17 protein-coding genes, 1 pseudogene and 1 riboswitch are annotated in these 23,459 nt (G+C 48.8%); of the genes and pseudogenes, 15 read left to right on the forward strand and 3 right to left on the reverse strand.

Going from position 1 to position 23,459, the window contains the following annotated elements; genetic code table 11:
- Positions 1-463: 463 nt before the first annotated feature.
- A complete protein-coding gene (gene ltrA, locus FXV75_RS04795; RefSeq protein WP_148831430.1) occupies positions 464-1,714 on the forward strand; it encodes a group II intron reverse transcriptase/maturase in 1,251 nt (416 codons plus the stop codon).
- A gap of 79 nt (positions 1,715-1,793) precedes the next feature.
- Positions 1,794-1,958, forward strand: a pseudogene (locus FXV75_RS04800) (transposase domain-containing protein); the annotation flags it as partial.
- A gap of 158 nt (positions 1,959-2,116) precedes the next feature.
- On the opposite strand, the gene FXV75_RS04805 reads toward FXV75_RS04800, so the two are convergent.
- Positions 2,117-4,387 (reverse strand): YgiQ family radical SAM protein, encoded by a 2,271-nt coding sequence (locus tag FXV75_RS04805; RefSeq protein ID WP_148831431.1) that lies wholly within the window; start codon positions 4,385-4,387, stop codon positions 2,117-2,119.
- Between the two features lie 185 nt (positions 4,388-4,572).
- On the opposite strand from FXV75_RS04805, the gene FXV75_RS04810 reads away from it, so the two are divergent.
- Both FXV75_RS04810 and FXV75_RS04815 read left to right on the forward strand, forming a co-directional pair.
- Entirely contained in the window at positions 4,573-4,749 is a 177-nt protein-coding gene (locus FXV75_RS04810) for a YbaM family protein (protein ID WP_148831432.1), read from the forward strand.
- Between the two features lie 113 nt (positions 4,750-4,862).
- Complete coding sequence (locus FXV75_RS04815; protein WP_148831433.1) at positions 4,863-6,104, forward strand: leucine-rich repeat-containing protein kinase family protein; 1,242 nt, start codon at positions 4,863-4,865, stop codon at positions 6,102-6,104.
- A 73-nt stretch (positions 6,105-6,177) separates the two neighbouring features.
- Here the strand turns inward: FXV75_RS04815 and FXV75_RS04820 are convergent, their stop codons facing one another.
- Positions 6,178-6,666, reverse strand: a complete 489-nt coding sequence (locus FXV75_RS04820) for a 6,7-dimethyl-8-ribityllumazine synthase (protein WP_148831434.1) — start codon at positions 6,664-6,666, stop codon at positions 6,178-6,180.
- Between the two features lie 120 nt (positions 6,667-6,786).
- Positions 6,787-6,949, reverse strand: a riboswitch (FMN riboswitch).
- A gap of 270 nt (positions 6,950-7,219) precedes the next feature.
- Here FXV75_RS04820 and cobJ point away from each other — a divergent pair.
- The 5 genes from cobJ (at position 7,220) to FXV75_RS04845 (ending at position 15,082) form a co-directional block, all read left to right on the forward strand.
- Positions 7,220-7,996, forward strand: a complete 777-nt coding sequence (gene cobJ / locus FXV75_RS04825) for a precorrin-3B C(17)-methyltransferase (RefSeq protein WP_148831435.1) — start codon at positions 7,220-7,222, stop codon at positions 7,994-7,996.
- Positions 7,997-8,019: 23 nt separating this feature from the next.
- Positions 8,020-8,799, forward strand: coding sequence for a precorrin-4 C(11)-methyltransferase (gene cobM / locus FXV75_RS04830; protein ID WP_148831436.1), 780 nt, complete (start codon positions 8,020-8,022; stop codon positions 8,797-8,799).
- Positions 8,800-8,814: 15 nt separating this feature from the next.
- The gene (gene cobW / locus FXV75_RS04835) at positions 8,815-9,897 is read left to right on the forward strand and encodes a cobalamin biosynthesis protein CobW (protein ID WP_148831437.1); all 1,083 of its coding nucleotides are present in this window, start codon (positions 8,815-8,817) and stop codon (positions 9,895-9,897) included.
- A 7-nt stretch (positions 9,898-9,904) separates the two neighbouring features.
- Positions 9,905-13,771 (forward strand): cobaltochelatase subunit CobN, encoded by a 3,867-nt coding sequence (gene cobN, locus FXV75_RS04840; protein ID WP_148831438.1) that lies wholly within the window; start codon positions 9,905-9,907, stop codon positions 13,769-13,771.
- Between the two features lie 78 nt (positions 13,772-13,849).
- Positions 13,850-15,082, forward strand: a complete 1,233-nt coding sequence (locus FXV75_RS04845; protein ID WP_148831439.1) for a sirohydrochlorin chelatase — start codon at positions 13,850-13,852, stop codon at positions 15,080-15,082.
- A gap of 136 nt (positions 15,083-15,218) precedes the next feature.
- On the opposite strand, the gene FXV75_RS04850 is transcribed toward FXV75_RS04845, so the two are convergent.
- Complete coding sequence (locus FXV75_RS04850; protein WP_148831440.1) at positions 15,219-16,112, reverse strand: LysR family transcriptional regulator; 894 nt, start codon at positions 16,110-16,112, stop codon at positions 15,219-15,221.
- A 150-nt stretch (positions 16,113-16,262) separates the two neighbouring features.
- On the opposite strand from FXV75_RS04850, the gene FXV75_RS04855 reads away from it, so the two are divergent.
- The 6 genes from FXV75_RS04855 (at position 16,263) to FXV75_RS04880 (ending at position 23,454) form a co-directional block, all read left to right on the forward strand.
- Positions 16,263-17,159 carry a DMT family transporter gene (locus tag FXV75_RS04855; RefSeq protein ID WP_148831441.1) on the forward strand — a complete coding sequence of 299 codons (897 nt, stop codon included), beginning with the start codon at positions 16,263-16,265 and terminating at the stop codon, positions 17,157-17,159.
- Positions 17,160-17,443: 284 nt separating this feature from the next.
- Positions 17,444-17,761, forward strand: a complete 318-nt coding sequence (locus tag FXV75_RS04860; protein ID WP_148831442.1) for an antibiotic biosynthesis monooxygenase family protein — start codon at positions 17,444-17,446, stop codon at positions 17,759-17,761.
- A gap of 12 nt (positions 17,762-17,773) precedes the next feature.
- Complete coding sequence (locus tag FXV75_RS04865) at positions 17,774-17,980, forward strand: hypothetical protein (RefSeq protein WP_148831443.1); 207 nt, start codon at positions 17,774-17,776, stop codon at positions 17,978-17,980.
- 24 nt (positions 17,981-18,004) lie between these two features.
- Complete coding sequence (yccS, locus tag FXV75_RS04870) at positions 18,005-20,206, forward strand: YccS family putative transporter (protein ID WP_148831444.1); 2,202 nt, start codon at positions 18,005-18,007, stop codon at positions 20,204-20,206.
- A 135-nt stretch (positions 20,207-20,341) separates the two neighbouring features.
- Positions 20,342-22,117 (forward strand): ATP-binding protein, encoded by a 1,776-nt coding sequence (locus FXV75_RS04875; RefSeq protein WP_148831445.1) that lies wholly within the window; start codon positions 20,342-20,344, stop codon positions 22,115-22,117.
- A complete protein-coding gene (locus FXV75_RS04880; protein WP_148831446.1) occupies positions 22,114-23,454 on the forward strand; it encodes a cobyrinate a,c-diamide synthase in 1,341 nt (446 codons plus the stop codon). The genes FXV75_RS04875 and FXV75_RS04880 overlap by 4 nt, the downstream gene beginning before the upstream one ends.
- Positions 23,455-23,459: the final 5 nt, after the last annotated feature.

Consider the following 23,459-nt stretch of genomic DNA (forward strand, 5'->3'; position numbering starts at 1 on the left):
GAATCCATGCTCTAAGTTGGATGGAGGAAGGCCCTCCGGTCAGGGCGTTCAGGCGCACTGATCAAACTACCTGATGCTGCTGTTGATTAAGATCTTCGGTAGTGAGCGACTCAGGAAAAGGCGGAGATACTACCGTCATGTGAGTCTGGAAGAGTCGAACGAAAGTGAACTGTTCGAAGAAGCATCGAAATCTTAGGTGATGTCAAAAAGGGGTTGTACAGCCACCCCCTGATAAGTGTAGTGGATACCTGATTACTGACTACGCGGCATACGGTGTTAAGGCAGCGAGACTTCCAGACAGGCCAGTTTAGGGAACGTGAGAACCTACTGCTAGCACGTATCGTGCAGTAGGGACGGACAGACTCGTAGTAGTGTCGAAGGCGCTGTAATGGTGCTGGAGCGAAGGGGTCTGGGTCGCCAAATTGGTTAGAACACAACTTTTTTTTAAGAGGATGACGTTTTAATGCAAGGCAAAGCATTTGAGATTCCCAAGTCTCTCGTGTGGCAATCGTATAAATCGGTTAAACGCAATAAAGGTGCGCCGGGTTACGATGGCCAAACAATGACGCAATTTGATCACAACAGAGACCGTAATCTTTACAAGATATGGAACCGATTGTGTTCTGGCAGTTACCTACCGCCACCCGTTCGTGAAAAGCGAATTCCGAAAGCGGATGGTTCAGACAGAATACTGGGTATTCCAACAGTCAGTGATCGTATCGCGCAAGGGGCAGTCAAGATTTATTTGGAAGCGCGACTGGATACGCTATTTCATAATAGCTCATTTGGTTATCGTCCCAATCGATCAGCTCATATGGCGTTAGCGCAATGTGAGCGTCACTGCCGCCTCAAAAGCTGGGTATTAGAGGTAGATATTAAGGCCTTCTTTGACCACGTTAGTCATGATCTGGTGGTGAAAGCGTTAGAGCACCACGATATGCCTCGCTGGGTAATATTGTACTGTCGTAGGTGGATGGAAGCCCCCATGGCAGATCCAAACAAGGCTGGTACCTTAACTCTGAGATCACGTGGTACACCGCAAGGTGGCGTTATCTCACCCTTGTTAGCGAACCTATTTCTTCACTATGCCTTTGATCGATGGATGGACAAACAGTGGCGTTATGTACCGTTTGAACGGTACGCAGACGACATTGTATGTCACTGCAGTCGAATGTCAGAGGCGGTGAAGCTAAAAGAAGCGATCCAACGACGAATGGAAGAAGTGGGATTGAGTATTAATGAGGCCAAATCGAATGTGGTCTACATAGATACGTTTCCACGCCATAATGTAAAGAAAGTTTTCACATTCCTAGGTTATGACTTTAAGGTCAGAACGCTTAGGCGAAAAGATGGTTGTCTGTTCAGAAAATGCGCGGCGGGTGCCTCAATGATCGCTATGAAACGAATCACTAAAACGATAACGTCATGGCGAATACATCGATCATCTGGAGCGACACTGAAAGAACTTGCACAGAGGTACAATGCCTCGTTAAGAGGATGGATACACTACTATGGCAAGTTTTGGTACCGACACTTCAGTTATCGTATCTGGTCTGTTTTTCAATCAAGATTGATTAAATGGGCAAGATGCAAGCTGAAAACAGGTACGCGAGAAGCGGAGCGCAAGCTTGATCAAGTACGTAAAAGAATGCCGACGCTGTTTGCTCATTGGGAATTACTTCGTGCATCAAATGTGCAACCAAGAGCCGTATGACGGGAGACTGTCACGTACGGTTCTGTGAGCAGCTTGGGGGCAAAATTCCCCCTTGCTGACTCGACTTGCCAATACCGGTAACGGAGCCAAATCGAGCGCCATACTTTACAGTGTGATCGAGACCGCCAAAGCAAATGGCCTCATCCCTTATGATTATCTAGTGACACTCTTCGATGCGCTTCCAAAACGACAGACCAACGAAAGCCTTGATGGCCTGCTGCCATGGAACATCAAACGCATCTAGGTGGTGATGGCCGGACTTTTACGCTTTAAAACAGTTATTATAAAAAGTCTCAAAATACGCCATGTCCGTTTTATTGGCGGCATTCAAAGCAAAAAATCTCGACCTAGGTCGAGATTTTTTTTGTCACTTTCCGATGGCTTTATGTCATGGAGCGTTATTTATTGCTGACGGGACTTCACTTTTGTTTTACGACGTTTCGTCGGTGTTGCTTGCTCAACGCCAGAGGTACGGCTGCCTGGGGGGTTGCCTGAATGATGATTCTTACGCTGGGCTTTTTCAGCCGCGACGTTCTTCTCCATTGTTGGGCGGTTTGAGGTGTGAGATGCGCCGATAGCTTGGCCTGGTTTGGCTTTTTGTGGGCGTTGGCGTACTTGTCGGTCTTTTTCTTCGGCCGGTACAAGCTTGTTTTCCCCATGACCTATCAGATCGGTTCGCCCCATTTTAATTAAGGTGTTGCGAAGGTCTTGCCAATTTCTTGGATCATGGTAGCGCAAAAAGCCTTTTTGAACCGTGCGTTGTTTGGCGTCTTTTGGCGTATAAACGTCTTCACTTTTATAGGTAACGGGTTTAAGTGGGTTTTTCCCTGAGTGATACATGGCGGTGGCCAGTGACATGGGCGAAGGATAAAAGGTTTGTACTTGGTCTGGCTTGAAATCGTTGGTTTTTAACCAAACAGCCAAATTCAGCATGTCTTCGTCTGAGCTGCCTGGATGAGCCGCGATAAAGTATGGGATCAAATGTTGCTTTTTGCCCGCTTCTTTTGAGTATTTATCAAACATGCGTTTGAAGCGGTCATAACTGCCCATCCCCGGCTTCATCATTTTTGACAAGGTGTCTTTTTCGGAATGCTCTGGGGCAATTTTCAATAAGCCACCAACGTGATGCGTTACCAGTTCACGCACGTATTCTGGGTCTTCTACCGCCAAGTCATAACGCAATCCGGAGGCAATCGACACGGTATGGATGCCTTCCACTGCACGGGTTTTACGGTACAGTTCGGTTGTCGGGCTGTGGTCTGTATTTAAGTTTGAGCAGATAGTCGGGTACACACAAGATAATTTGCGGCACGAGGCTTGAACTTCGTCATCGTTACAATTCAACGTGTACATGTTCGAGGTAGGGCCGCCCAGATCGGAAATGTGACCGGTGAAGCCGGGCACCTTGACCTTGATGTCTTCAATTTCTTTTAAAATAGATTCGTGTGAGCGCGACTGAATGACTCGGCCTTCGTGTTCGGTGATCGAACAGAAAGTACAACCACCAAAGCAACCGCGCATAATATTGATCGAGGTTTTGATCATGTCATACGCCGGAATGCGGGCTTTCTTGTATTTCGGATGGGGCACGCGTGCGTAAGGTAAATCAAACACGCCATCCATTTCTGGTGTTTCCAATGGAATCGGTGGCGGGTTGACCCAAATTTCTTTTTTGCCGTGTTTTTGGATCAAGGCGCGTGCGTTGTGTGGGTTAGACTCAAGGTGCAAAATACGCGACGTATGGGCGTACAGCACAGGGTCTTTGGATACTTTCTCAAAGGAGGGTAAGCGAACGTAGGTTTTTTCAGGATCGAGTTTTTCGCCCCGACGCAACGGGGCTGGAATAACACGAATCGGCATCACGTCCGAATCTTCCTCGTCTTTGGTTTGGCATTTGCCTTCAGGGATGTATTCGTATGGGCTGTAAATTTGATCGACTTTGCCAGGCCAATCGACCCGTGTTGAGTCTATTTCGGTAAAGCCGCCCGGTGGCGCGTTACGCACAATCGTGGTGCCGCGGATGTTGGTTAATTCGTCAAGGGTTTTGCCCATCGCCATTTGATGAGTGACTTCTAACATGGCGCGTTCCGCGTTGCCGTAAAGCAAGATGTCGGCTGTAGAATCGATCAACACAGAGCGGCGAACTTCGTTACTCCAGTAATCGTATTGAGCAATACGACGCAAGCTGGCTTCAATGCCGCCTATCATTACGGGCACATCTTGAAAGGCTTCCTTACAGCGTTGAGAATACACAATCACGGCGCGATCAGGACGTTTTCCGCCGATACCATAAGGTGTGTAAGCGTCGTCGTTACGGACTTTTAAATCCGCGGTATAGCGGTTAATTAAGGAATCCATGTTGCCCGCTGTTACACCAAAGTACAGATTGGGGCGACCAAGACGCATGAAATCGTCCGTGTTTCGCCAATCAGGCTGATCAATAATGCCGACCCTATAGCCTTTGGATTCCAAGAGTCGTCCTAACACGGCCATGCCAAAACTGGGGTGATCCACATAGGCGTCTCCCGATACAATGATCACATCGCAGCTGTCCCAGCCTAAAATATCCATTTCTTCTCGTGTGGTAGGCAGGAAAGGCGAAACGCCGTAACACTCAGCCCAATATAATGGGTAAGAAAAGAGTTCTTTGGCGGTTTTATGTCGTTTGATCATTATTTGCTCTTGGTATCGGGCGTGATAGAAAAATCGGTCAAAATTTGTGCCGCATTATCCCAGATAATAGCGAAGGTAAATACCCCCAGCCACATTGAGTCGGCTTTAATTCGCGGTAAATGTTAGTGTTGAGCTGGCGTTTATTTGGCTATGATTCTTTCATCACTTTTTAATAAGGAACGCCCATGTCTTTAGATACTGCGCCAGATCACATAAAACTGGCCGTTGACCTGATAGAAATGCTTGAAGAGCATAATATTGCACCAGACGTTGCGGTCGATGCACTGACGATTGTGCTCAAAGACTTTCAATACAAACGTCAACAGCAGACTCGAACCATAGACCCTCAAACAACAGAATAGTTTCTGGTTTTGCTTTTTTGTACTTTGCCTTTACAGACGCCTTCGAGGTTATAATAGGTGTTTTTTATGGCGGTTTTTTTCCGCCTGTTATTCTGCTAAAAAGAGTCCTCATTGTGCACACACTTGACCAACTAAACCGCGGCGAATTAAAGGGTATTGTTCGCTTACAACTGTCTGAGAATCTGACGGCCTTCCCTGAAGCGATTTACGACCTTGCTGATACGCTGGAAATTTTGGACTTATCCCATAATGCCCTAAGCCATTTGCCCGAGGATTTGCCGCGCTTGAAAAAGCTGCGCATTGTTTTCTGTTCTAATAATCGCTTTACTGAGTTGCCTGCCGTGTTAGGACGGTGCGAGCACCTAGAAATGATCGGTTTTAAAAGCAACCACATCACACGAGTCACATCGTCGTCGTTACCGTCACAGACTCGCTGGTTAATTCTTACGGACAATCACATTACGGATTTGCCCGATGATATGGGCAGGTTGACTCAGTTGCAAAAGCTGGCGTTAGCGGGGAATCGTTTGCGTCGACTCCCTGATTCCATGGCGGCGTGCCGTAAACTGGAGTTGATTCGTTTGTCTGCCAATCAGTTGGACGCTTTTCCAGACGTGTTGTTGGCGCTACCGCGGTTGGCGTGGCTCGCCTTTTCGGGCAACCCTTTTTGTGCTGCGCGCGACCCACATAACGAGTTCAAAACCGTGGCGTTTGCAGATTTATCCTTGCATCAAGTATTGGGGCAGGGCGCTTCTGGGGTGATTTCCCTTGCGACTTGGCAGCGCAATCCTTTTGGCTTTGATGACAAGGTCGCGGTGAAAGTCTTCAAAGGGCAAGTCACCAGTGATGGCTTTCCGGAAGACGAACTAGACGCTTGTTTGGCGGTAGGCTATCACGAAAATCTTGTCACCCCGTTGGCAAAAGTCGCCGAAGCCGAGTGCTCTGCGTTGGTGATGGGGTTGATCCCTCCTCATTATTCTAATTTAGGTTTGCCACCCAGTTTGGTGTCTTGTACGCGGGATACTTTCGATGAGGGTCAGGTTTTGTCGATCGACACCATCGCTCGGATTGTTGGTCAGCTTGAAAATCTTGTGGCGCATTTTTGTCAGCAGAAAGTCAGCCATGGGGATTTGTACGCTCATAATACGCTCATCAGCGATGATGGGCATGTCTTGTTCGGCGATTTTGGCGCAGCCTCAAAATACGGCAACTTATCGGCCACGCAACAGCAAGGCATAGAACAGGTTGAACGTCGCGCCTTGGCTTTTTTTATCGACGATATGCTGAGCATTTGTGCAGAAAAGGACAAGCACAGTCTGGCTTATGATGCGTTAAGGGAAAAAGTTCGTATGTAAAGGAAGGCTGAAGACATAAAAATGCCCCGTCTGTCACTCGATTAAAATGGCAAGTCGGGGCATCTAGGCAGGGCTAAATCAAGCTTTTTGCTTTTTCAGTCAAACGTATGGTTTGATCGCAAGCGTTAGCCAATTCAATGCCTTTTTTCACAAAGTGACGGCTAAAGTATTCTTTGTGCTCGTCGTGTTCGTGGAAGTTGTGCGGTGTTAATACGGCGGTCATCACAGGCACTTCGGTTTCAAGCTGTACTTGCATTAGCGCATCGCAAATGGCTTGAGCAACGAAGTCGTGGCGGTAAATTCCGCCATCTACCACAAGGGCGGTTCCGGCGATGGCCGCGTATAAACCGCTCTTCGCCAGCAGCTTTGCTTGCAATGGGATTTCATAACCACCTGGCACAGGAATAACATCGATCAAATCTAGGCTATAACCGCGTTTGACTAATTCGGTTTTAAAACCTTCGACGCAATTCAAAACAATGTCTTCGTGCCAAGACGCGTGAAGAATGGCAATACGTTTTGTTGCTGGTGTGAATTCAATATTCGTTGAGCTCTGATTCATTTTGTAACCTCAAATAGCAAAGGTGAATCAGGGCGAACGGACAGGCAACTACCTCACTTATCAATGAGATACCTAAATAGACACGCACTGAAAAACAGCGAGTGGCTGAGGACTTGTCTGACGCGCTCTCTATCATCCGGACTGTAACCGTCGGCTCTGGAATCACACCAGATCTGCTGACCCTAAAAGAAAGGCTTCTTAAAGGCGCTCGCGGGCTTAGAGAGACTGTTCAGTCATCATCTTTACCGCCGGTGGGGAATTTCACCCCGCCCCGAGAACGAAGTCGGCCTAAACCGACGAGGCAATATACTTGTTTTTAATAACGGCTGTCAAAGCGAGAATGTGACAAAAAGGCGCTATTCACACTTGCTGCACTTATTATGCTATCAGCCACACACTCAGATCTTGATGAGAAAAAATAGAAGAGTTTTGTTATGGCTCGCCTGAATCCCGCTCATTGCAAATCGTGCTGTTTTCATCTCGCCGAATAAACAATCCGTGTACAATGGCGCTATTCGTGTCTTACGGCGCTTGATTAAATTGTAGAGATAGTATGAGTAAGTTATTTGTAATGGGCATGGGGCCGGGTGATTTAGGGTTGGTGGCACCCAATGCCACCAAAGCCTTGGCGACCTGCAGTGATTGGGTTGCCTACGGTTACTACTTGGATTTACTGGGTGACCTCAGTGCGGGTAAAATCTTTCATAATTTGCCGTTAGGCGAAGAAATTGGTCGCGCTCGATTAGCACTTGATCTCGCCGCACAGGGTAAAAATACCGCGCTTATTTCCAGTGGTGACATTGGTATTTACGCCATGGCAACCCTCGTATTTGAATTGCTTGATATGCAATTGCAAGGCAAAGAAAATCACCCAGAATGGCTCGATGTAGACATTGAGGTGATCCCCGGCATTTCGGCGATGCAAGCCGGTGCCAGCCGCGTTGGTGCCATGCTTGGTCACGATTTTTGTACCATTTCCTTGTCCGATTTGCTCACGCCTTGGGAAACCATCGACAAGCGCTTGCACGCCTGTGGCGCAGGGGATTTTGTCGTGTCGTTTTACAATCCCGTATCCAAGAAACGCGATTGGCAACTAAACCATGCCCGCGATGTCTTATTGCAGTATCGTCCATCCAGCACACCGGTAATGATTGGGCGACAGTTAACGCGTCCAGAAGAAGAGATCACTTTTACCACATTGGGTGAGCTCGACGCCAAAGACGTTGACATGTTTACCATGGTCAGCGTAGGCAATTCAGACACCAAACACATCGTCAACGGCGACAAGTCTTGGATTTACACCCCACGCGGTTACTCGAAAAAGCTGTAAGCCGAGTACGATTAAGGAACAGTATGACAGTCTATTTTATCGGCGCAGGGCCGGGCGACCCAGAATTGATGACAGTGAAGGCGGTCAAATTGATCGAGCGCTGTCCCATCATTTTGTACGCGGGCTCCTTGATTCCCATGCAAATTATCGACAGCGTTCGTCACTCAGCCGAGGCCATTTACGACACGGCAGAGATGAACCTAGACGAAACCACCGCGGTGATCAAAAAAGCCGCCCAGGAAGGCAAAGACGTGGCCCGCTTGCAGTCTGGCGACCCCGCTTTATATGGCGCGATTGGCGAACAAATTCGGCGTTTGGAAGCTCTCCATATTGACTACGAAGTGATTCCTGGCGTCAGCGCGGTTGCGGCGTCTGCCGCTATGTTGCGCAAAGAGCTGACGTTATCTGGCGTATCTCAAACCGTGATCATGACGCGCTATGAAGGCAAAACGCCCTTTCCAGAGCGCGAGCGTTTGCCGGCGTTAGCGCAAAGTGGTGCAACCTTGGCGATACATTTGGGCATCACGCGCATTCATAAAATCGTTGATGAATTGATTCCACATTATGGCGAAGATTGCCCTGTAGCCGTGTGTTATCGCGTAGGCTGGCCAGACCAAGATTATGTGGTGGGCACGTTAGCGGATATTGTGGTCAAAGTACGTGAGAAAAAATTCACTCGAACCAGTCTTATTTTAGTAGGTCGAGTATTGGACACGGACGACTTCGCCGATTCTTATCTTTACGACAAGAGCCAAGCGCACATTTTTAGAAAAATTCACCGTCGTCGTGACGAACAAAATTAAGGGCAAGGATTGATTATGCAGCTGAATAAGATACCTACTACGATCGTCACTGGCTTTTTAGGCAGTGGTAAAACCACCTTATTATCCAACGTATTGAAACAAGCCGCGGGCAAGCGCATTGCGGTGATCGTCAACGAATTTGGCGAATTAGACATAGATTCAGACTTACTTCGCTCTTGTCCGATCGACTGTGACGATGATGGCAAAGAAGGTGGTCAACGCAGCGACGACGGCTTTTACGAACTGGCCAACGGTTGCATTTGTTGCACGGTAGAAGAAGAGTTTTTGCCCGTGATGCAGCAATTGGTTGCGCGCCGAGCCGACATCGATCATATCCTAATTGAAACCAGTGGCTTGGCGTTGCCAAAGCCGTTGGTGCAAGCGTTTAATTGGCCGGGTATCAAAGAGCATTGTACAGTCGATGCGGTGATTACCGTGGTAGACGGTGCGGCCGTGGCCGCAGGACGTTTTGCCCACGATGAAGACAAGGTGCAAGCTCAGCGCCAAGCCGACGAGAGCCTAGATCACGACCCAAGCTTGCAAGAATTACTCGACGATCAACTCAGCGCAGCGGATTTAGTGGTCGTCAGCAAAAACGATTTATTGAACGACGAACAACGCGCCCGCGTGCAAAAAATCATTGCGCATCAAGTGCCCGATACGGTGAAAACCGTGTACATCGAAAATGGCGAAACCGCGCTGGATGTTTTGTTGGGCATAGACGCCGCAAGCGAAAGCCGCATCGACGAGGTGCACAACCATCACGATCATCATCATGCTCATGGTGCACATCACGATCACGCCCACGATCATTTCGATTCTTTCGTCGTGACGTTAGGCGAAGTGCAATCAGACTTGTTGCAAGAAACCTTGTCGGAGCTGGTGGAGAAGAACAATATTTTTCGTATCAAAGGTTTTGCGGCCGTGCATGGCAAACCTATGCGTCAGGTTTTTCAAGTGGTCGGCACCCGTTTAGATCGTTATTTCGATCGTCTATGGCAGCCAGATGAAGTGCGCAAAACCCAACTGGTCTTCATCGGCAAAGGCATCGAAAAAGAGCAAATTGAAAACGTATTACATGACGCGTTAAGCGCTTAGTGGCTCCGTGCATTTATTAGCCGCCAAACCGGGTGGATTTGTTGACGACGAGGGTATTGTCGATTTAGGGCAAACGCCGGCCGATTTGGTGATCTTGGCCGCGGCCGACAGCGTATTAGGTGCGCTCGGCAGCGCTTTAGATCATGGCATCAATACCTTATCTGAAGGCGCTTTTCCGAGTGTTCGCCTGGCCAATTGGATGCAACTGGTTAAACCCGCCGCGTTTGACTTGTATGAGCACAAGGTACTCGACCACGCTCTCGTCGTGGTCGTTTCCTTGTTGGGTGGCGAGCATTACTGGGCCTATGGTTTCCAACAATTGCAGTATTGGGCAAAGGCCAAACCTAGTCGAACTCTGATTATTGTGCCCGGTGACGACGCCCCCGATCCTTCCTTAACCAAGGTTTCTACTGCGCAGCCTGAAGACGTGCATCGGGTATGGCGATATTTGCGCGAAAGTGGCCAAGCCAATTCTTTACAGTTGTTTCATTTTCTTGCGGATCGGTATTGTAATCTGTCCACTGAGTGGCAAGAGCCTGCGCCTTTGCCCAGTGCATTGATCTACCACGCCGGTCACGCGTCGAGCTTTTTAACATGGCAACAGCATTACGCCGAGTCGATCCAAAACGGTCTTCCTGTGGTCGTTGTGGCGTTTTATCGCTCTCATCTACAAAGCGGCAATACCCAGATGTTCGATGGTTTGCTAAGCGTGCTAGAGCAAGAAAATACGGTGCCGCTGGCGGTGGCGGTGAGCTCATTAAAAGACGATGTGTCGGTGGGTTTAATCGAATCGCTGATCGAGCGCACCGATGCAAAAGTGATTTTGAACACCACAGGCTTTGCGGCAAATCGAGTGGGCAGCCCCGATTTGGCCTCGGAGCCGACGGATTTTCAGTCGGCCTTTGCGTCGCCGATTCCCGTATTACAGCTGATCTTATCCGGCAGCACCGAAGAAGATTGGCAAGCACAAACTCAAGGGTTGCGCAGCCGAGACGTGGCGATGCAAATCGTCTTGCCCGAAATGGACGGGCGCATCATTACCCGTGCGGTCAGCTTTAAAACCTTGAGTCATTACAACGACACTGCACAAGTGGACTTGGTGCGCTATGAATTGCACGAGGAGCGCGCTCGCTTTGTCGCACAACTCGCCAAGCGCTTTGCTAATCTCGCCATTAAGCCTAACCATGAAAAACGCATCGCCTTTGTGTTGGCGAATTACCCCACCAAAGATGGACGAATTGGCAACGGCGTGGGGCTAGATACGCCTGCCTCGACAATCAATTTGCTCAAGGCGTTGGAACACGCCGGTTATCCCATCGCCGATGTGCCAGAACATGGCAATGCCTTAATTGAAGCTTTACTTGGCGCGGTGACGAACAACCCAAACACCTTGCACGAAAGAGGGTGCTGGCAAAGTTTGGCACTGGATGATTACCTTCACTATTTTTACCAGTTGCCATTAGAAAGCCAAAACGCGGTGTGGGATCGTTGGGGAGCGCCAGAAAACGACCACAAATGCCGCGAGCAAAACGGCGAACGCCGCATCATGTTGGCGGGCATTCGCCTTGGTGAAACTTTTGTTGGCATTCAACCTGCGCGGGGGTTTAACCTCGATTTGGCAGCCAATTACCACGATCCAGATTTGATTCCGCCCCACAGTTATTTGGCGTTTTATTTCTGGCTGCGTCATGTTTATAAAGTAGATGCCTTTGTGCATGTGGGCAAGCACGGCAATCTAGAATGGCTGCCGGGCAAGGGCACCGCGTTATCCGACCAATGTTGGCCAGACATCGCCTTGGGGCCCATGCCGAATTTTTACCCTTTTATTGTTAATGATCCGGGTGAGGGCGCACAAGCCAAGCGTCGCACACAAGCCACTATTATTGATCATTTAATGCCACCGATGACACGCGCGGAAACGTATGGCGACATGGCCGAGTTGGAAAACTTGGTGGACGAATATTATCAAGCCATGGGCATGGATGTTCGTCGAGAAACTTGGTTGCGCGAACAAATTCTTGAAAAAGTCCAAACGACGCATTTGCTGGAAGAGTTAATCGGTATTGAATCGGACAATGACGATTCGGTGCTGGAAGGCCTAGATACCTATTTGTGCGAGATAAAAGAAGCACAAATTCGCCACGGTTTGCATCGTCTTGGTGAATTACCAGAAGCGGACAAACTCGCCGATACGCTGGTGGCCTTGTTGCGTTTGCCTCGTGGTAAAGAGGCGACCAGCCAAGGCATTCTTCATGCGCTGGTAGAAGACTTGAGTTTATCGCAAGACGATTTTGACCCCATGCAAAGCCTACGTACCCCTTGGCTTGGCAAGCAGCCAGACGCGTTATTAGCGGTCAGTGAGGCACCATGGCGAACCCATGCCGACACCAAAGAGCGATTGGAATTACTCGCTAAGCAATTCGTATTGAGTTATTTGGTTCGAAACGATTCCACTGTGGATTTAACTCGCGCTTATCCACAAACATCGGCTTTGTTATCACACAGTAAAAAAACACTCATGCGCGCTTTAGAGCAAAGTGCTCATGACGAAATTCATGCTTTGCTAATCGGATTAGAAGGCGGTTTTATTCCGCCTGGACCGAGTGGCGCGCCGACAAGAGGGCGGTTGGATACCTTGCCAACCGGGCGTAACTTCTTCTCCGTGGATAACCGCGCCATTCCGTCACCTGCGGCGTGGGCGATTGGCCAACAGTCTGCCGAAGCCCTGATTCAGCGGCATCTTCAAGAGCATGGTGACTACCCGAAAGATTTAGGGCTGTCCGTGTGGGGAACCGCCACCATGCGAACCGGCGGCGACGACATTGCACAAGCGTTTGCCCTGATGGGAGTACGTCCGATTTGGGCGCCGGGGTCAAACCGTGTGACCGATTTTGAAGTCCTGTCTTGTATGCGGCTTGGGCGGCCTCGAGTGGATGTTACCCTTCGAGTATCGGGTTTTTTCCGTGACGCTTTCGCGAATGTGATGCGACTCTATGACGCGGCGGTGCAAGCCATTGCCGACTTTGAAGAGCCGGGCACAGGCAACACCATTCGAGCCAATGTGCAAGCGCGCAAACAAACCTTGCTTGATCAGGGCATGGACGAAGAGCTCGCGAACCGCCAAGCGACGTATCGCGTTTTTGGCAGTAAGCCCGGTGCGTACGGCGCAGGCTTACAAGGCTTAATTGACGAACGTTGCTGGGACACTAAAGCCGATTTAGCGGAAGCCTACGTAAACTGGGGCGGCTATGCCTACGATGGCAACACCTACAATAAGGAGCAAGATGGCGTAGAAGCGAAATCCGCCTTTGTTGAACGCCTGTCTCAGCTTGATGCCGTGGTGCAAAACCAAGACAACCGTGAACACGATATTTTAGATTCCGACGATTATTATCAATTTCAAGGCGGCATGACCAACGCGGTGACGGAATTCAGTGGCCAAGCGCCGAGCGTCTATCACAGTGATCATTCGAACCCCAGCGCACCGAAAATTCGTACCTTAAAAGAAGAGTTAAATCGCGTGGTGCGTTCGCGGGTATTGAACCCGAAATGGATCGACGCTATGCAAAGCCATGGTTACAAGGGCGCGTTTGAAATGACCGCTACGGTAGACTATTTGTTCGCTTACGATGCGACGACGGACTTGGTTGCGGATTATCAGTATGAGCAAGTAACCGATCGCTTATTGCTGGATCCAGACAATCAGGCGTTTATGCGCGATAATAACCCTCATGCGTTAGAAGAAATGGGCGAGCGTTTATTAGAAGCGATTCAGCGCGGCATGTGGCAAAACGCCGAAGCACATCGTCAAAAAATACAGTCCTTGTTGCTTGATTTAGATCAGCAGCAGGAGCAAGAAGATAAACGTCAGTAACCTTGGGCAGAGGCTTGCTGGTAACCTTATGGGCATTCAGTATTTGAACGCCGATCAGAGTCGACAAAGAGAGAGACAATGAGTAAGACAGAATCAATTAAAAAACAAGGCATCATGATTTGTGGTCATGGTAGCCGAGACAAAGACGCCGAACGCGAATTCGGCTTGGTGGCAAAGGGTCTAAAAGAGCGTTTTCCCCATTTGCCAGTAGAATATGGCTTCTTAGAATTTTCCGCGCCTAACATTCATATGGGCTTAGACAGCCTGTTAAAGCAGGGTGTGGAAGAAATTTACGCTGTGCCGGGCATGTTGTTCGCGGCCACTCATGCGAAAAACGACATCCCTTCCGTATTGACCACCTATGAAGAAAAGAACCCAGGATTGACCGTCACTTACGGCCGTGAGCTTGGCTTGCAAGACGACATGATCGAAGCGTTTCAAGCGCGTATTTACGAATCCCTTGGCTTGGATCCAGAGAATCCTCCCGCGAGCTTATACGACACCTTATTGGTCGTAGTCGGACGTGGGACATCAGACACCGGCGCTAATGCCGAAGCGGCTAAACTGACTCGCATTGTTAATGAAAACATGGGCTTTGGCTGGGCCGACACCGTGTATTCTGGCGTGACCTACCCATCGGTGGGTGTTGGTTTAGAGAACCTCATGAAACTGGGTTACAAGCGCATCGTGATTGCGCCTTATTTCTTATTTACCGGTCGATTGATTAAGCGTATTCAAGGTTATGTGAACAAGGTGGCCGAGGCGAATCCGGCCATTGAATTTATTCAAACGCCTTATTTGAGCGACCATTCAAGAGTCATCGATGCCTTCCAAAATCGTGTGGAAGAAATCATGCAGGGTGAAGAGCCGACCGGTGAAGAAACCTTAATGAATTCATTTAAACGCCGCTTAGCCGCCGGCGAAGTGGACGTTCATCATCACCACGCGGAATTTGTCGACCCACTAGACGACACGCAGGGCGTATCCGACTTTGATGCGAAACACGCCACCTTTACTGCGACAGACAACAAACCATCGTCTGTTCTTACCGCGCATGGCCATTCACATTCTCATGGACACAGCCACGATCACAGCCATGGCCATTCACACAGTCATGGTCATTCTCATGGCCATTCTCATGGTCATAGCCACGGTGTTTACAAACACATTGGCCACCCAATGGGACCAAGAACCATGATAGGCGAAGGCATTTGCTGCTGCTTCATGGGGCAATTTACCGATGAGATTTTAGAAGAAGAGAAACACAAAATAGACGGCGACTGCACCAAAACAGCGTTTGCCCATAAATAAAACCTAAGCCCATACAATTACGCTTCGTCCTTGGCTCCCGTAGGGGCGATTAGCGAAGCGTAATCTACCTTTGTTCTCGTTTCCACGCTCCGCGTGGTAATGCACAGCTCGTACTCGTTCCCACGCTCCAGCAAGGTTAGAGCTTAAACCATTGTGCTAGTCTTCGAGCGACTAGACGTGACGTTGAGTTGTGTGCTTCAGATTCACGAATTAAAGCTGACCAATCTAAGGTGAGCTTTTCCTTTCCCAAACTAACGGCCATGACGGTGTTGTTTTTAATCGCTGATTGAACCGCCCAGCGAGATAAAATACTCACGCCAAAGTTGGACGCGATTAATTCGATGACCGCGTCCGTGACTTCAACCACTGTGACTAAATGCGGAACGACGCCAGAGGGACGAATGAAGCGTTCATATTCAAAACCTGGTTGAGCCGTTTTGCTGTAAGTTAAATAGTCTTCACTCTCTAGGTCGGTTGCGTCTACAAAGGCTTTGCTTGCCAAAGGATGTGTCGGGTGAGTGATTAAAACAAGCTCGTCTTGAAAAACGGGAACAGAGTCAATGCTAGGTGTTGCTAAGTGTCCTGGAGCTAAAATCACATCTACGTCGCCATGTTGAAGGTTCCTGAGTGGGTTTTGCGTTGCAGACGCCACTAATTCTAATTGAATGTGAGGTTCTTTTTCCGACATCATTTTTAAAAACGCGGGTAGCCAGTGGTAGCAGCTGTAAGCAGCGATGCCAATACGAACAACGGTGGTTTTATTGCTCGCCATTTGTTGGAAATCGAACTCCGCTCGTTGTAATGCTGGGATGATTTGTTTGGCCGTTTGCGTCATGGCGCGACCAGAAGGTGTTTGCCTTAAGCGACGACCTTCGCGCTCAAATAATAACCCGCCCAAACGTCTCTCCGCCTCAGCAAGTCTGTGACTCAATGCGGACTGTGTAACACCAAGTGCATCGGCTGCTTGTCGTATAGTGCCAGTCTGATCGATCGCATTGAGCATTTCCCAGTGTTTTATATCAAGTCTCATGGTCTTATCTCGTTTTATTAGACTGTTCGTTTAATATTGGTTTGATGAGATTTATATGAATATTATTAATCAATATCTTATATTATTCATTATTTTATTCATCAGCTTTCTATTATGGTTGCGCCATTAACCAAATGGAATGCGAAAAATATGAAAAATCAATCAAACATAGGTGGCCAATATTTTGTGCTGCTGTCGGCCTGCTTTTATGGATTGAATCCTTTTTTTGCCCAGCAGTTGTTTCAAGATGGATTGGGGGCAGCAATGGTCAGTTTGTATCGTTTTATTTTGCCGGCCTTGTTCTTTATGTTTTGTTTACGAACGCCACGAGAAAATAGGCTTGAGGTGTTCAGAAGTTTGGTATTGGGAGTGGCGAGTGGGGTGGCGATTTTTGGTTACTTCCATGCCTTAGAAACGATTTCTGCGGCTACGGCGATTTTAATTTATTACAGCTATCCCTTTTTCAGTGTGTTGATTGGCTGGTGGCTTTTTAAGCGAACACCATCGCAAAACACGCTGGTGTCAGCGGCTTTAATACTGATTGCAGTGTCATTAACCATACGGCCAGAATCCTTGCCAGAAGGCGTTTGGTTGTCAGTGGCGGCTTGTTTTTTGGCGCCTGTGGCGGTGGCGACACAAGTTCAATATTTGTCGAATCCGAAGCAAACGATACCAACACGCAGTCGAGTAGCCTGGATTACTATGGGTCATGTGTTGGTGCTCTTTCCTATTGTGGTGTGGCATGAGCCAGAACAAATATTGCCTGTGTCCATGGTGGGTGTTTTTTCTGTGTTTGGTATCGCTTTATTAGCGGCAGCGTTGCCTCAGATACTGTTTATGCTGGGAGCGCCAAGGTCATGCGCGGATAGAAATGCGTTAACAGGATCACTTGAGTTAGTCGTCGCTTTCCTAACCGGGGCGTTGTTATTAGGTGACCCTTTGGATCGATTTGAATTAACCGCTATGGCGCTGATTGTATTGGCGCTGTTTATCAAGCAAGGACAAGCAAAGTCAACCACATATTCGACAGCTCACAATACGGCTTAATAAAACACCTTGGAGGCTTGTTTTTTCACGTAGCCATTTTTCAGGCTGGAAGAGTGAGATAGACTAACAGTCGCTTTGGCATTGAAAACACGCCATTAATTGCCGTCGATTAGGAGACGCAATTTGACTAAAAATCCGTTTAAATTTTCTCCACAAACTCTGCAAAAAAGAGCTGTGTTCTCGTTCCAGCGTGGTAATGCATAGCTTTGTTCTCGTTCCCACGCTCCAGCGTGGTAATGTATATTTTGCTCGTTATTCGACGAGTCTGATGCTGGGGAGCCTTTATGTCAGTGATCGCAAATACACCTAAACCTCCTTATTATGCTGTGATATTTACCTCTACACGATCAGAAGCGGATAATGGCTACGGTGAAATGGCAAATAGAATGGTAGCTTTAGCAGAGCAGCAATCTGGTTTTCTTGGTATAGAATCTGCAAGAGAGGACATTGGGATAACCGTTTCTTACTGGGCAGATTTAGAATCCATCAAACGTTGGAAGGCAAACGCTGAACACGTAGAGGCTCAGAAAAATGGGCGTCAATCTTGGTATTCTGCTTTTAAGGTGCGAGTATCAAAGGTTGAGCGCGACTATGGATTATAAAAAGGTCATGTTATGACAATCACGACAAAGTCTGATGCTGAGATTATAGACATCGTTCAGCCCATGATTGATGAAGTAGTAAAAGCGTCTAATAAAAAGGATTGGGCTGAATTTTCGAAATACCAAACCCAGCAAGAGGCTCAAGACCCAAAAAAAGCAGATTCAACCTTGAAGTGCATAACACTTAAGCAGCCAGAGCTGCCATGTGTTCAACATTAATTGCTGTCGATTAGGAGACGCAATTTGACTAAGAATCCTTTTACGCTTTTCTCCGAGCCAATACAAAAAATGGGAGGAATGAGTCAGTTTTCATATGGTATTCGTGTGTTTATCGCCTTATGTGGTGCGATGGCGCTGAGTTGGGGTATTGATAAAATTGATTGGGTAATACCGCTTTTTTTAGGGGTTATCGCCAGTGCGCTGGCAGAAACAGAAGATGGCTGGCAAGGGCGCGTTCGAACTCTTTTAATCACCTTAGTGTTGTTTTTGCTCACAGCGTTTGGCGTACAAGCCTTGATGCCCTATCCGTGGGCGTTTGGTATCGGAATAGCGGTCATCGCATTTTCATTGACGATGACCGGTGCATTAGGTCGACGTTATTCTTTGATTGCTCAGGCGACGCTGATTTTGGCGGTTTACACCATGATTGGTTTAAATCAAGTCACCCATGAAATGCCCATTTGGTATGAACCCGTTTTACTGACAGTGGGTGCTCTGTGGTATGGGATTTTGTCGGTTATCTGGGCGGCACTTTTCGTTCATGTCACTTTGCGGCAAGCGTTGGCGTCGTTGTATATTGAAATTGGCTTATATTTAAAACTGAAGTCTACATTTTTTCCGCCGCCGTCGAGTGCCGCGGTGGATACATTGCGACTAGCGCTGGCGCAGCAGCACGGTCAAGTCGTTTTGGCGTTGAATAAAGTGCGTGAAATCCTAGTGAGTCGTATTGGCAGTAGCCCAGGCAATCCACGCTTGGGGCGCTACATTCGTTTCTATTTTATTGCCCAAAGTATCCATGAGCGGGCCAGTTCTTCTCATTATAATTATTCCGATTTGGCTGATACTTTTTTTCACAGCGATATTTTGTTTCGCCTGCAGCGCCAACTTTCAGAATCGGGAACCAGCTGTCGAAAAATAGGCGAGGCGATTCAAGGCGAACACGCGATCGATCTACGCGACAGCGAAGAAGCGGTAGCAGGTGTTGTAAAGTCGATGGAATACCTTGAACGCGAGGTGCACCCTGTGCAATGGCGTTTGTTTCGTTCGTTACGGCAGTTAACGGATAACGTGGTTGGCTTGCAACAAGAGCTTGATAAAATCCCGCAATTAGAAGACGAGTCAGTGGTCGACGCGTCGGTTCAAATCCCACAACCTAGCATGACGTTACGATCTATCTGGGGCCAAATAATCGATCAATTGACACCCAGGTCGCAAGTGTTTCGTCATGCTGTGCGCATGTCGATCGCCCTAACGTGTGGCTATGCCATTATTCAGAAAATGAACATAGATGTGGGTTATTGGGTGCTATTGACCACATTGTTTGTTTGCTTGCCAACCTTTGGCTCGACGCGAAAACGTCTTTACGAGCGAATGGTGGGCACCGCGGTGGGTTTAGTCGTCGCTTGGTCTTTGATTACTTTATTTCCAATGCAACCGGTGCAACTGGTCTTAGCGGTAGTGGCTGGCGTGGTGTTCTTTACGACTCGCACACATCGATATGTGCTAGCGACAGCGGCGATCACGCTGATGGTAGTTTGTTGCTTTAACCAAGTATCGGACGGTTATGACGTGATCCTACCAAGGCTCATTGATACTCTGATTGGTAGCGCCATATCTTGGTTGGCGGTATTTTTTATTTTACCCGATTGGTCTTACCGACAATTACCGATGACCTTTGCCGAGGGCATGCGTCGTAGTGCGGAGTACCTGCGAGAACTGATGCGGTTTTACCAAGAAGACAGTGTCGACGAACAAATCTATCGTCGTAGCCGTCGTCGTGCTTACAACGCCGATGCTTTGCTAACGTCCACCTTGGTGAATATGCAACAAGAGCCAGGTCATTATCGAACCGATACGGAATTGTGGCAGCGATTAGTGATACGCAGTCATACCTTGTTTAATTACATAGCGGCGTTTAGTGTCCATCGGGGAACGCTGATCGAGCAATCCAGTAATCAAGTACTGGCCGATGCCAGCGCCTATATAGTAGAAAGTTTAGAGAACATTGCTCAAAGTCTCGAACAAAAGCAGCGCTTCACTTTTAAGTTAACTGTGTTTGAGCAGTGGCAAGCAACATTGGAAAGTGGGACGACAGAGGAAGATGAACGCCATTATTTCGTGCGCTCTCAGTTACAGTCTTTGTTTGATCAGTTAAAAGAGATTCAGCATTTAACCCATGAGCTGCAATTGCAGGTACACGGTGATAAGCTCAAAAGCGCACAATAACGGACTTTTTGTTATTCGCTTTTTACCTTTAGTAACGTCAAACAAGACAACCACCAGCGAAAACGCCTACAATAGAGGCGTTTTTTCGTTTTGTTTTAACCGTGTGTTTTTCGATTTTAGGAAGCAAGTAGCCCTATGACATGTCTCGCCCATAGCAACTTTCCTTTTACGGCCGTAGCGGGACAAGACACCCTCAAATTGGCGCTGATTTTGTGTGCGATTAACCCACATATTGGTGGTGTTTTGATCAGTGGTCCACGTGGTTCTGCGAAAACCACCTTAGCGCGAGGTTTATCCGGCGTAATGCCTGCTTTGAACAGTCATACTGAAAAAGTGCCATTTGCCACCTTACCCTTGGGCACCAGTGAAGATCGATTGCTCGGTTCACTGGATTTGGAACAGGTACTGCAAAACAAGCAAATGGCGTTTAAATCAGGGCTATTAAGCCAAGCCCATGGCGGTGTTTTGTATGTGGATGAAGTGAATTTACTCGCCGATAATTTAGTCGATCAACTCTTAGATGTGGCCGCCAGCGGTGTGAATCGCATTGAGCGCGATGGCATCAGTCATCAACACGAGGCGCGTTTTTTGCTGGTCGGCACCATGAACCCCGACGAAGGCGAATTGCGCCCCCAGTTACAAGATCGCTTTGGGTTAATGGTGGAATTGAGCAATCAATACAGCGTGGAAGAGCGGGTCCAGATTGTACGTTTACGGGAAGAATTCGACCAAGATCCGAGCGCATTTTTCGAGGCGTTTAAATACAAACAACGTAATCTAAAAAACAGCATTCGCTTGGCGAGAGAGGCGCTTCGTCATCTTCGTTGCCGTGACGAACTGCGCATGGACATTGCGCGGCGCTGCCAAGCCGCCAACATCGACGGCGTGCGCGGCGACATTGTTTGGGTGCGTGCGGCGTTGGCGCATGCCGCGTGGCGTGGTACGGCGGCGGTATCGATGAACGATGTGAATGCCGTAGAAAACCTTGTTTTAGCCCATCGTCGCCAAGTAAAGACACCGCCACAAAATACGCAACCACCCAATACGCAACCACCCAGCCCAGCGCCGTCACGTCGCCCTGACGCAAGTAAAGTACAGCCGCCTTCGATGTCTTCGTCTCCATCAGATCCATCAACCGAGTCTGAACAAGCAAGCCAAGGGGATTGGGGCAGTATGCCACCGCAAGCCATGGCCAGCGGTGCGCCGATTACCGTGTCAGTGAGCGAGCCGAAACAAACGTCATTAAGCCAGAATCGATTGGGCGAGGTGATGCCGGGAAAGCGTAAAGGGCATCAGATGGGAGGCTATCGACCGGATAGCGCGACAAAAGGCCAAGGCGTTGATTGGTTTCGTAGTCTAATACATCAGCCGCAAGAGTGGCCGCCTAAACACCTTGTTTCTAAAACCGCTAAAACCGGTCAAACCGTATTGCATTTGGTATTGCTCGATACGTCTGCTTCGACCTTGAGCCAAGGGGTATTTGCCAACGCCAAAGGAGTGATTTTAGACATCGCTGAGCGCGCGTATTTGGCGCGGGAGCAGCTGGCGATTATCGGCTTTGGCCAAGACAATGTGGCGTCGATTTTACCCAAGGTACGCGCGCCCAAAGACATCGCCGATTTACTGGATAATATACAAGCCGGTGGGGGGACGCCGTTTCGTATCGCTATTGAAAACGCCAGTCAATACCTCGTCAAACAACACAAAGCCAACGCTGAGCTGTACAGCCAAACCTATTTATTGACCGATGGGCGTACCCAAGCGGACGTATCAGATTTGAATTTACCAGGCCATACCGTGCTTATTGACACAGAGCTGGCTGCGATCAAACGCGGTCGCGGCCAAGACATCGCCCAGCACTTGGGGGCTCAATATGTACCATTGACTTCGCTTTTAGAGATTGCTTTATGACTGCTCCTGTCGCCCATTGCCCCGCATTATTTTTGACAGCGCCGGCGTCGAATCAAGGTAAAACCACCATCACAGCGGCGTTAGCGCGCTATTTCACCCATCAAGGCAAGGTGGTGCGCGTGTTCAAAACTGGGCCAGATTACCTTGATCCGCAAATTCTCGCTCAAGCGTCAAAACAGCCCGTAGAACAACTTGATATTTGGATGGCGGGGGACGACTACTGCCAAGACAAGCTTTATCAAGCGGCGCAAGTCGCGGATTTGATTTTGGTCGAAGGCGCCATGGGCATGTTCGATGGCGAGCCGTCGAGTGCCGATTTGGCAGCGCGTTTTGGTATTCCCATGGCGATCGTCATGGACGTAAAAGGCATGGCGCAAACTGCCGCTGCGCTTGCTACCGGATTGGCGAACTTTCGCGACGATGTCAAAGTGGCGGGGTTAATCGCCAACCGTTGCGGCAGCGAACGCCATGCGGAATTGATCCGCGATGCCTTACCGGCGAGTTTGCCACTGTTAGCGACGCTTAAACGGGATGAAGAGATCAGTTTACCCGAACGCCATCTGGGTTTGGTGCAAGCCGAAGAAGTAAAGGACGAGCTTGAAATTCGTTTCGAAGCCGCCGTTGAATGGCTAAAAGAGACCCGCGACGACGGCTTGTTAAGTTTACCGGCTCCTGTGGCGTTTTATCCTGCCAAGCTACGAGAAGCATCGAATCAAGACGTAGCAAGTGCACTAAAAGGCAAAACCATTGCTGTGGCTCGTGATGCGGCGTTCAGTTTTATTTACGATGCGAATCTCATAGCGCTAAAAAACATGGGCGCTAAAGTGGTGTTTTTCTCGCCATTAACAGACCAAGCCTTACCAGAAGCCGACGCCCTTTGGTTGCCGGGCGGTTATCCTGAATTACACGCCAAAGCCTTGTCGGACAACACAGCGATGCGCGCAGCGATCCACACGTTTTATGAAACTGGCAAAGGCATTTTGGCCGAATGCGGCGGTATGTTGTACAGCTTGGATGATCTGACCGATTTAAACGACGCTAGCTATCCCATGGTTGGCATCTTGCACGGTCAAGGGGCAATGCGCGGCAAACGGGGTTGCCAAGGCATGCAAACCGCGGTGATTCCACAAGGCGACATTCGCGGCCATGCACACCACAGATCTCGCAGTGCCAATACGCCAGAGCCTGTCGGTTACGGCCGTCGCCAGCGTCATCCTGCACCGGGGGAAGCGATTTATCAGCAAAAAGGCTTAACCGCCAGTTACTTGCATTTGTTTTTCCCGTCCAACCTTGACGCCACGGCGAAGCTTTTCTTAGCCTGTCATAAGGCGAACTAATACTG

This window comes from Marinomonas sp. IMCC 4694, assembly GCF_008122525.1.
Classification (GTDB): Bacteria; Pseudomonadota; Gammaproteobacteria; order Pseudomonadales; family Marinomonadaceae; genus Marinomonas.

What these genes read in the sequence shown, in the direction of transcription:
- ltrA (WP_148831430.1), top strand. Translation starts at nt 464, where the DNA reads ATGCAAGGCAAAGCATTTGAGATTCCCAAGTCTCTCGTGTGGCAATCG.
- FXV75_RS04805 (WP_148831431.1), bottom strand. Translation starts at nt 4,387, where the DNA reads ATGATCAAACGACATAAAACCGCCAAAGAACTCTTTTCTTACCCATTA.
- FXV75_RS04810 (WP_148831432.1), top strand. Translation starts at nt 4,573, where the DNA reads ATGTCTTTAGATACTGCGCCAGATCACATAAAACTGGCCGTTGACCTG.
- FXV75_RS04820 (WP_148831434.1), bottom strand. Translation starts at nt 6,666, where the DNA reads ATGAATCAGAGCTCAACGAATATTGAATTCACACCAGCAACAAAACGT.
- cobJ (WP_148831435.1), top strand. Translation starts at nt 7,220, where the DNA reads ATGAGTAAGTTATTTGTAATGGGCATGGGGCCGGGTGATTTAGGGTTG.
- cobM (WP_148831436.1), top strand. Translation starts at nt 8,020, where the DNA reads ATGACAGTCTATTTTATCGGCGCAGGGCCGGGCGACCCAGAATTGATG.
- cobW (WP_148831437.1), top strand. Translation starts at nt 8,815, where the DNA reads ATGCAGCTGAATAAGATACCTACTACGATCGTCACTGGCTTTTTAGGC.
- FXV75_RS04845 (WP_148831439.1), top strand. Translation starts at nt 13,850, where the DNA reads ATGAGTAAGACAGAATCAATTAAAAAACAAGGCATCATGATTTGTGGT.
- FXV75_RS04850 (WP_148831440.1), bottom strand. Translation starts at nt 16,112, where the DNA reads ATGAGACTTGATATAAAACACTGGGAAATGCTCAATGCGATCGATCAG.
- FXV75_RS04855 (WP_148831441.1), top strand. Translation starts at nt 16,263, where the DNA reads ATGAAAAATCAATCAAACATAGGTGGCCAATATTTTGTGCTGCTGTCG.
- FXV75_RS04860 (WP_148831442.1), top strand. Translation starts at nt 17,444, where the DNA reads ATGTCAGTGATCGCAAATACACCTAAACCTCCTTATTATGCTGTGATA.
- FXV75_RS04865 (WP_148831443.1), top strand. Translation starts at nt 17,774, where the DNA reads ATGACAATCACGACAAAGTCTGATGCTGAGATTATAGACATCGTTCAG.
- FXV75_RS04875 (WP_148831445.1), top strand. Translation starts at nt 20,342, where the DNA reads ATGACATGTCTCGCCCATAGCAACTTTCCTTTTACGGCCGTAGCGGGA.
- FXV75_RS04880 (WP_148831446.1), top strand. Translation starts at nt 22,114, where the DNA reads ATGACTGCTCCTGTCGCCCATTGCCCCGCATTATTTTTGACAGCGCCG.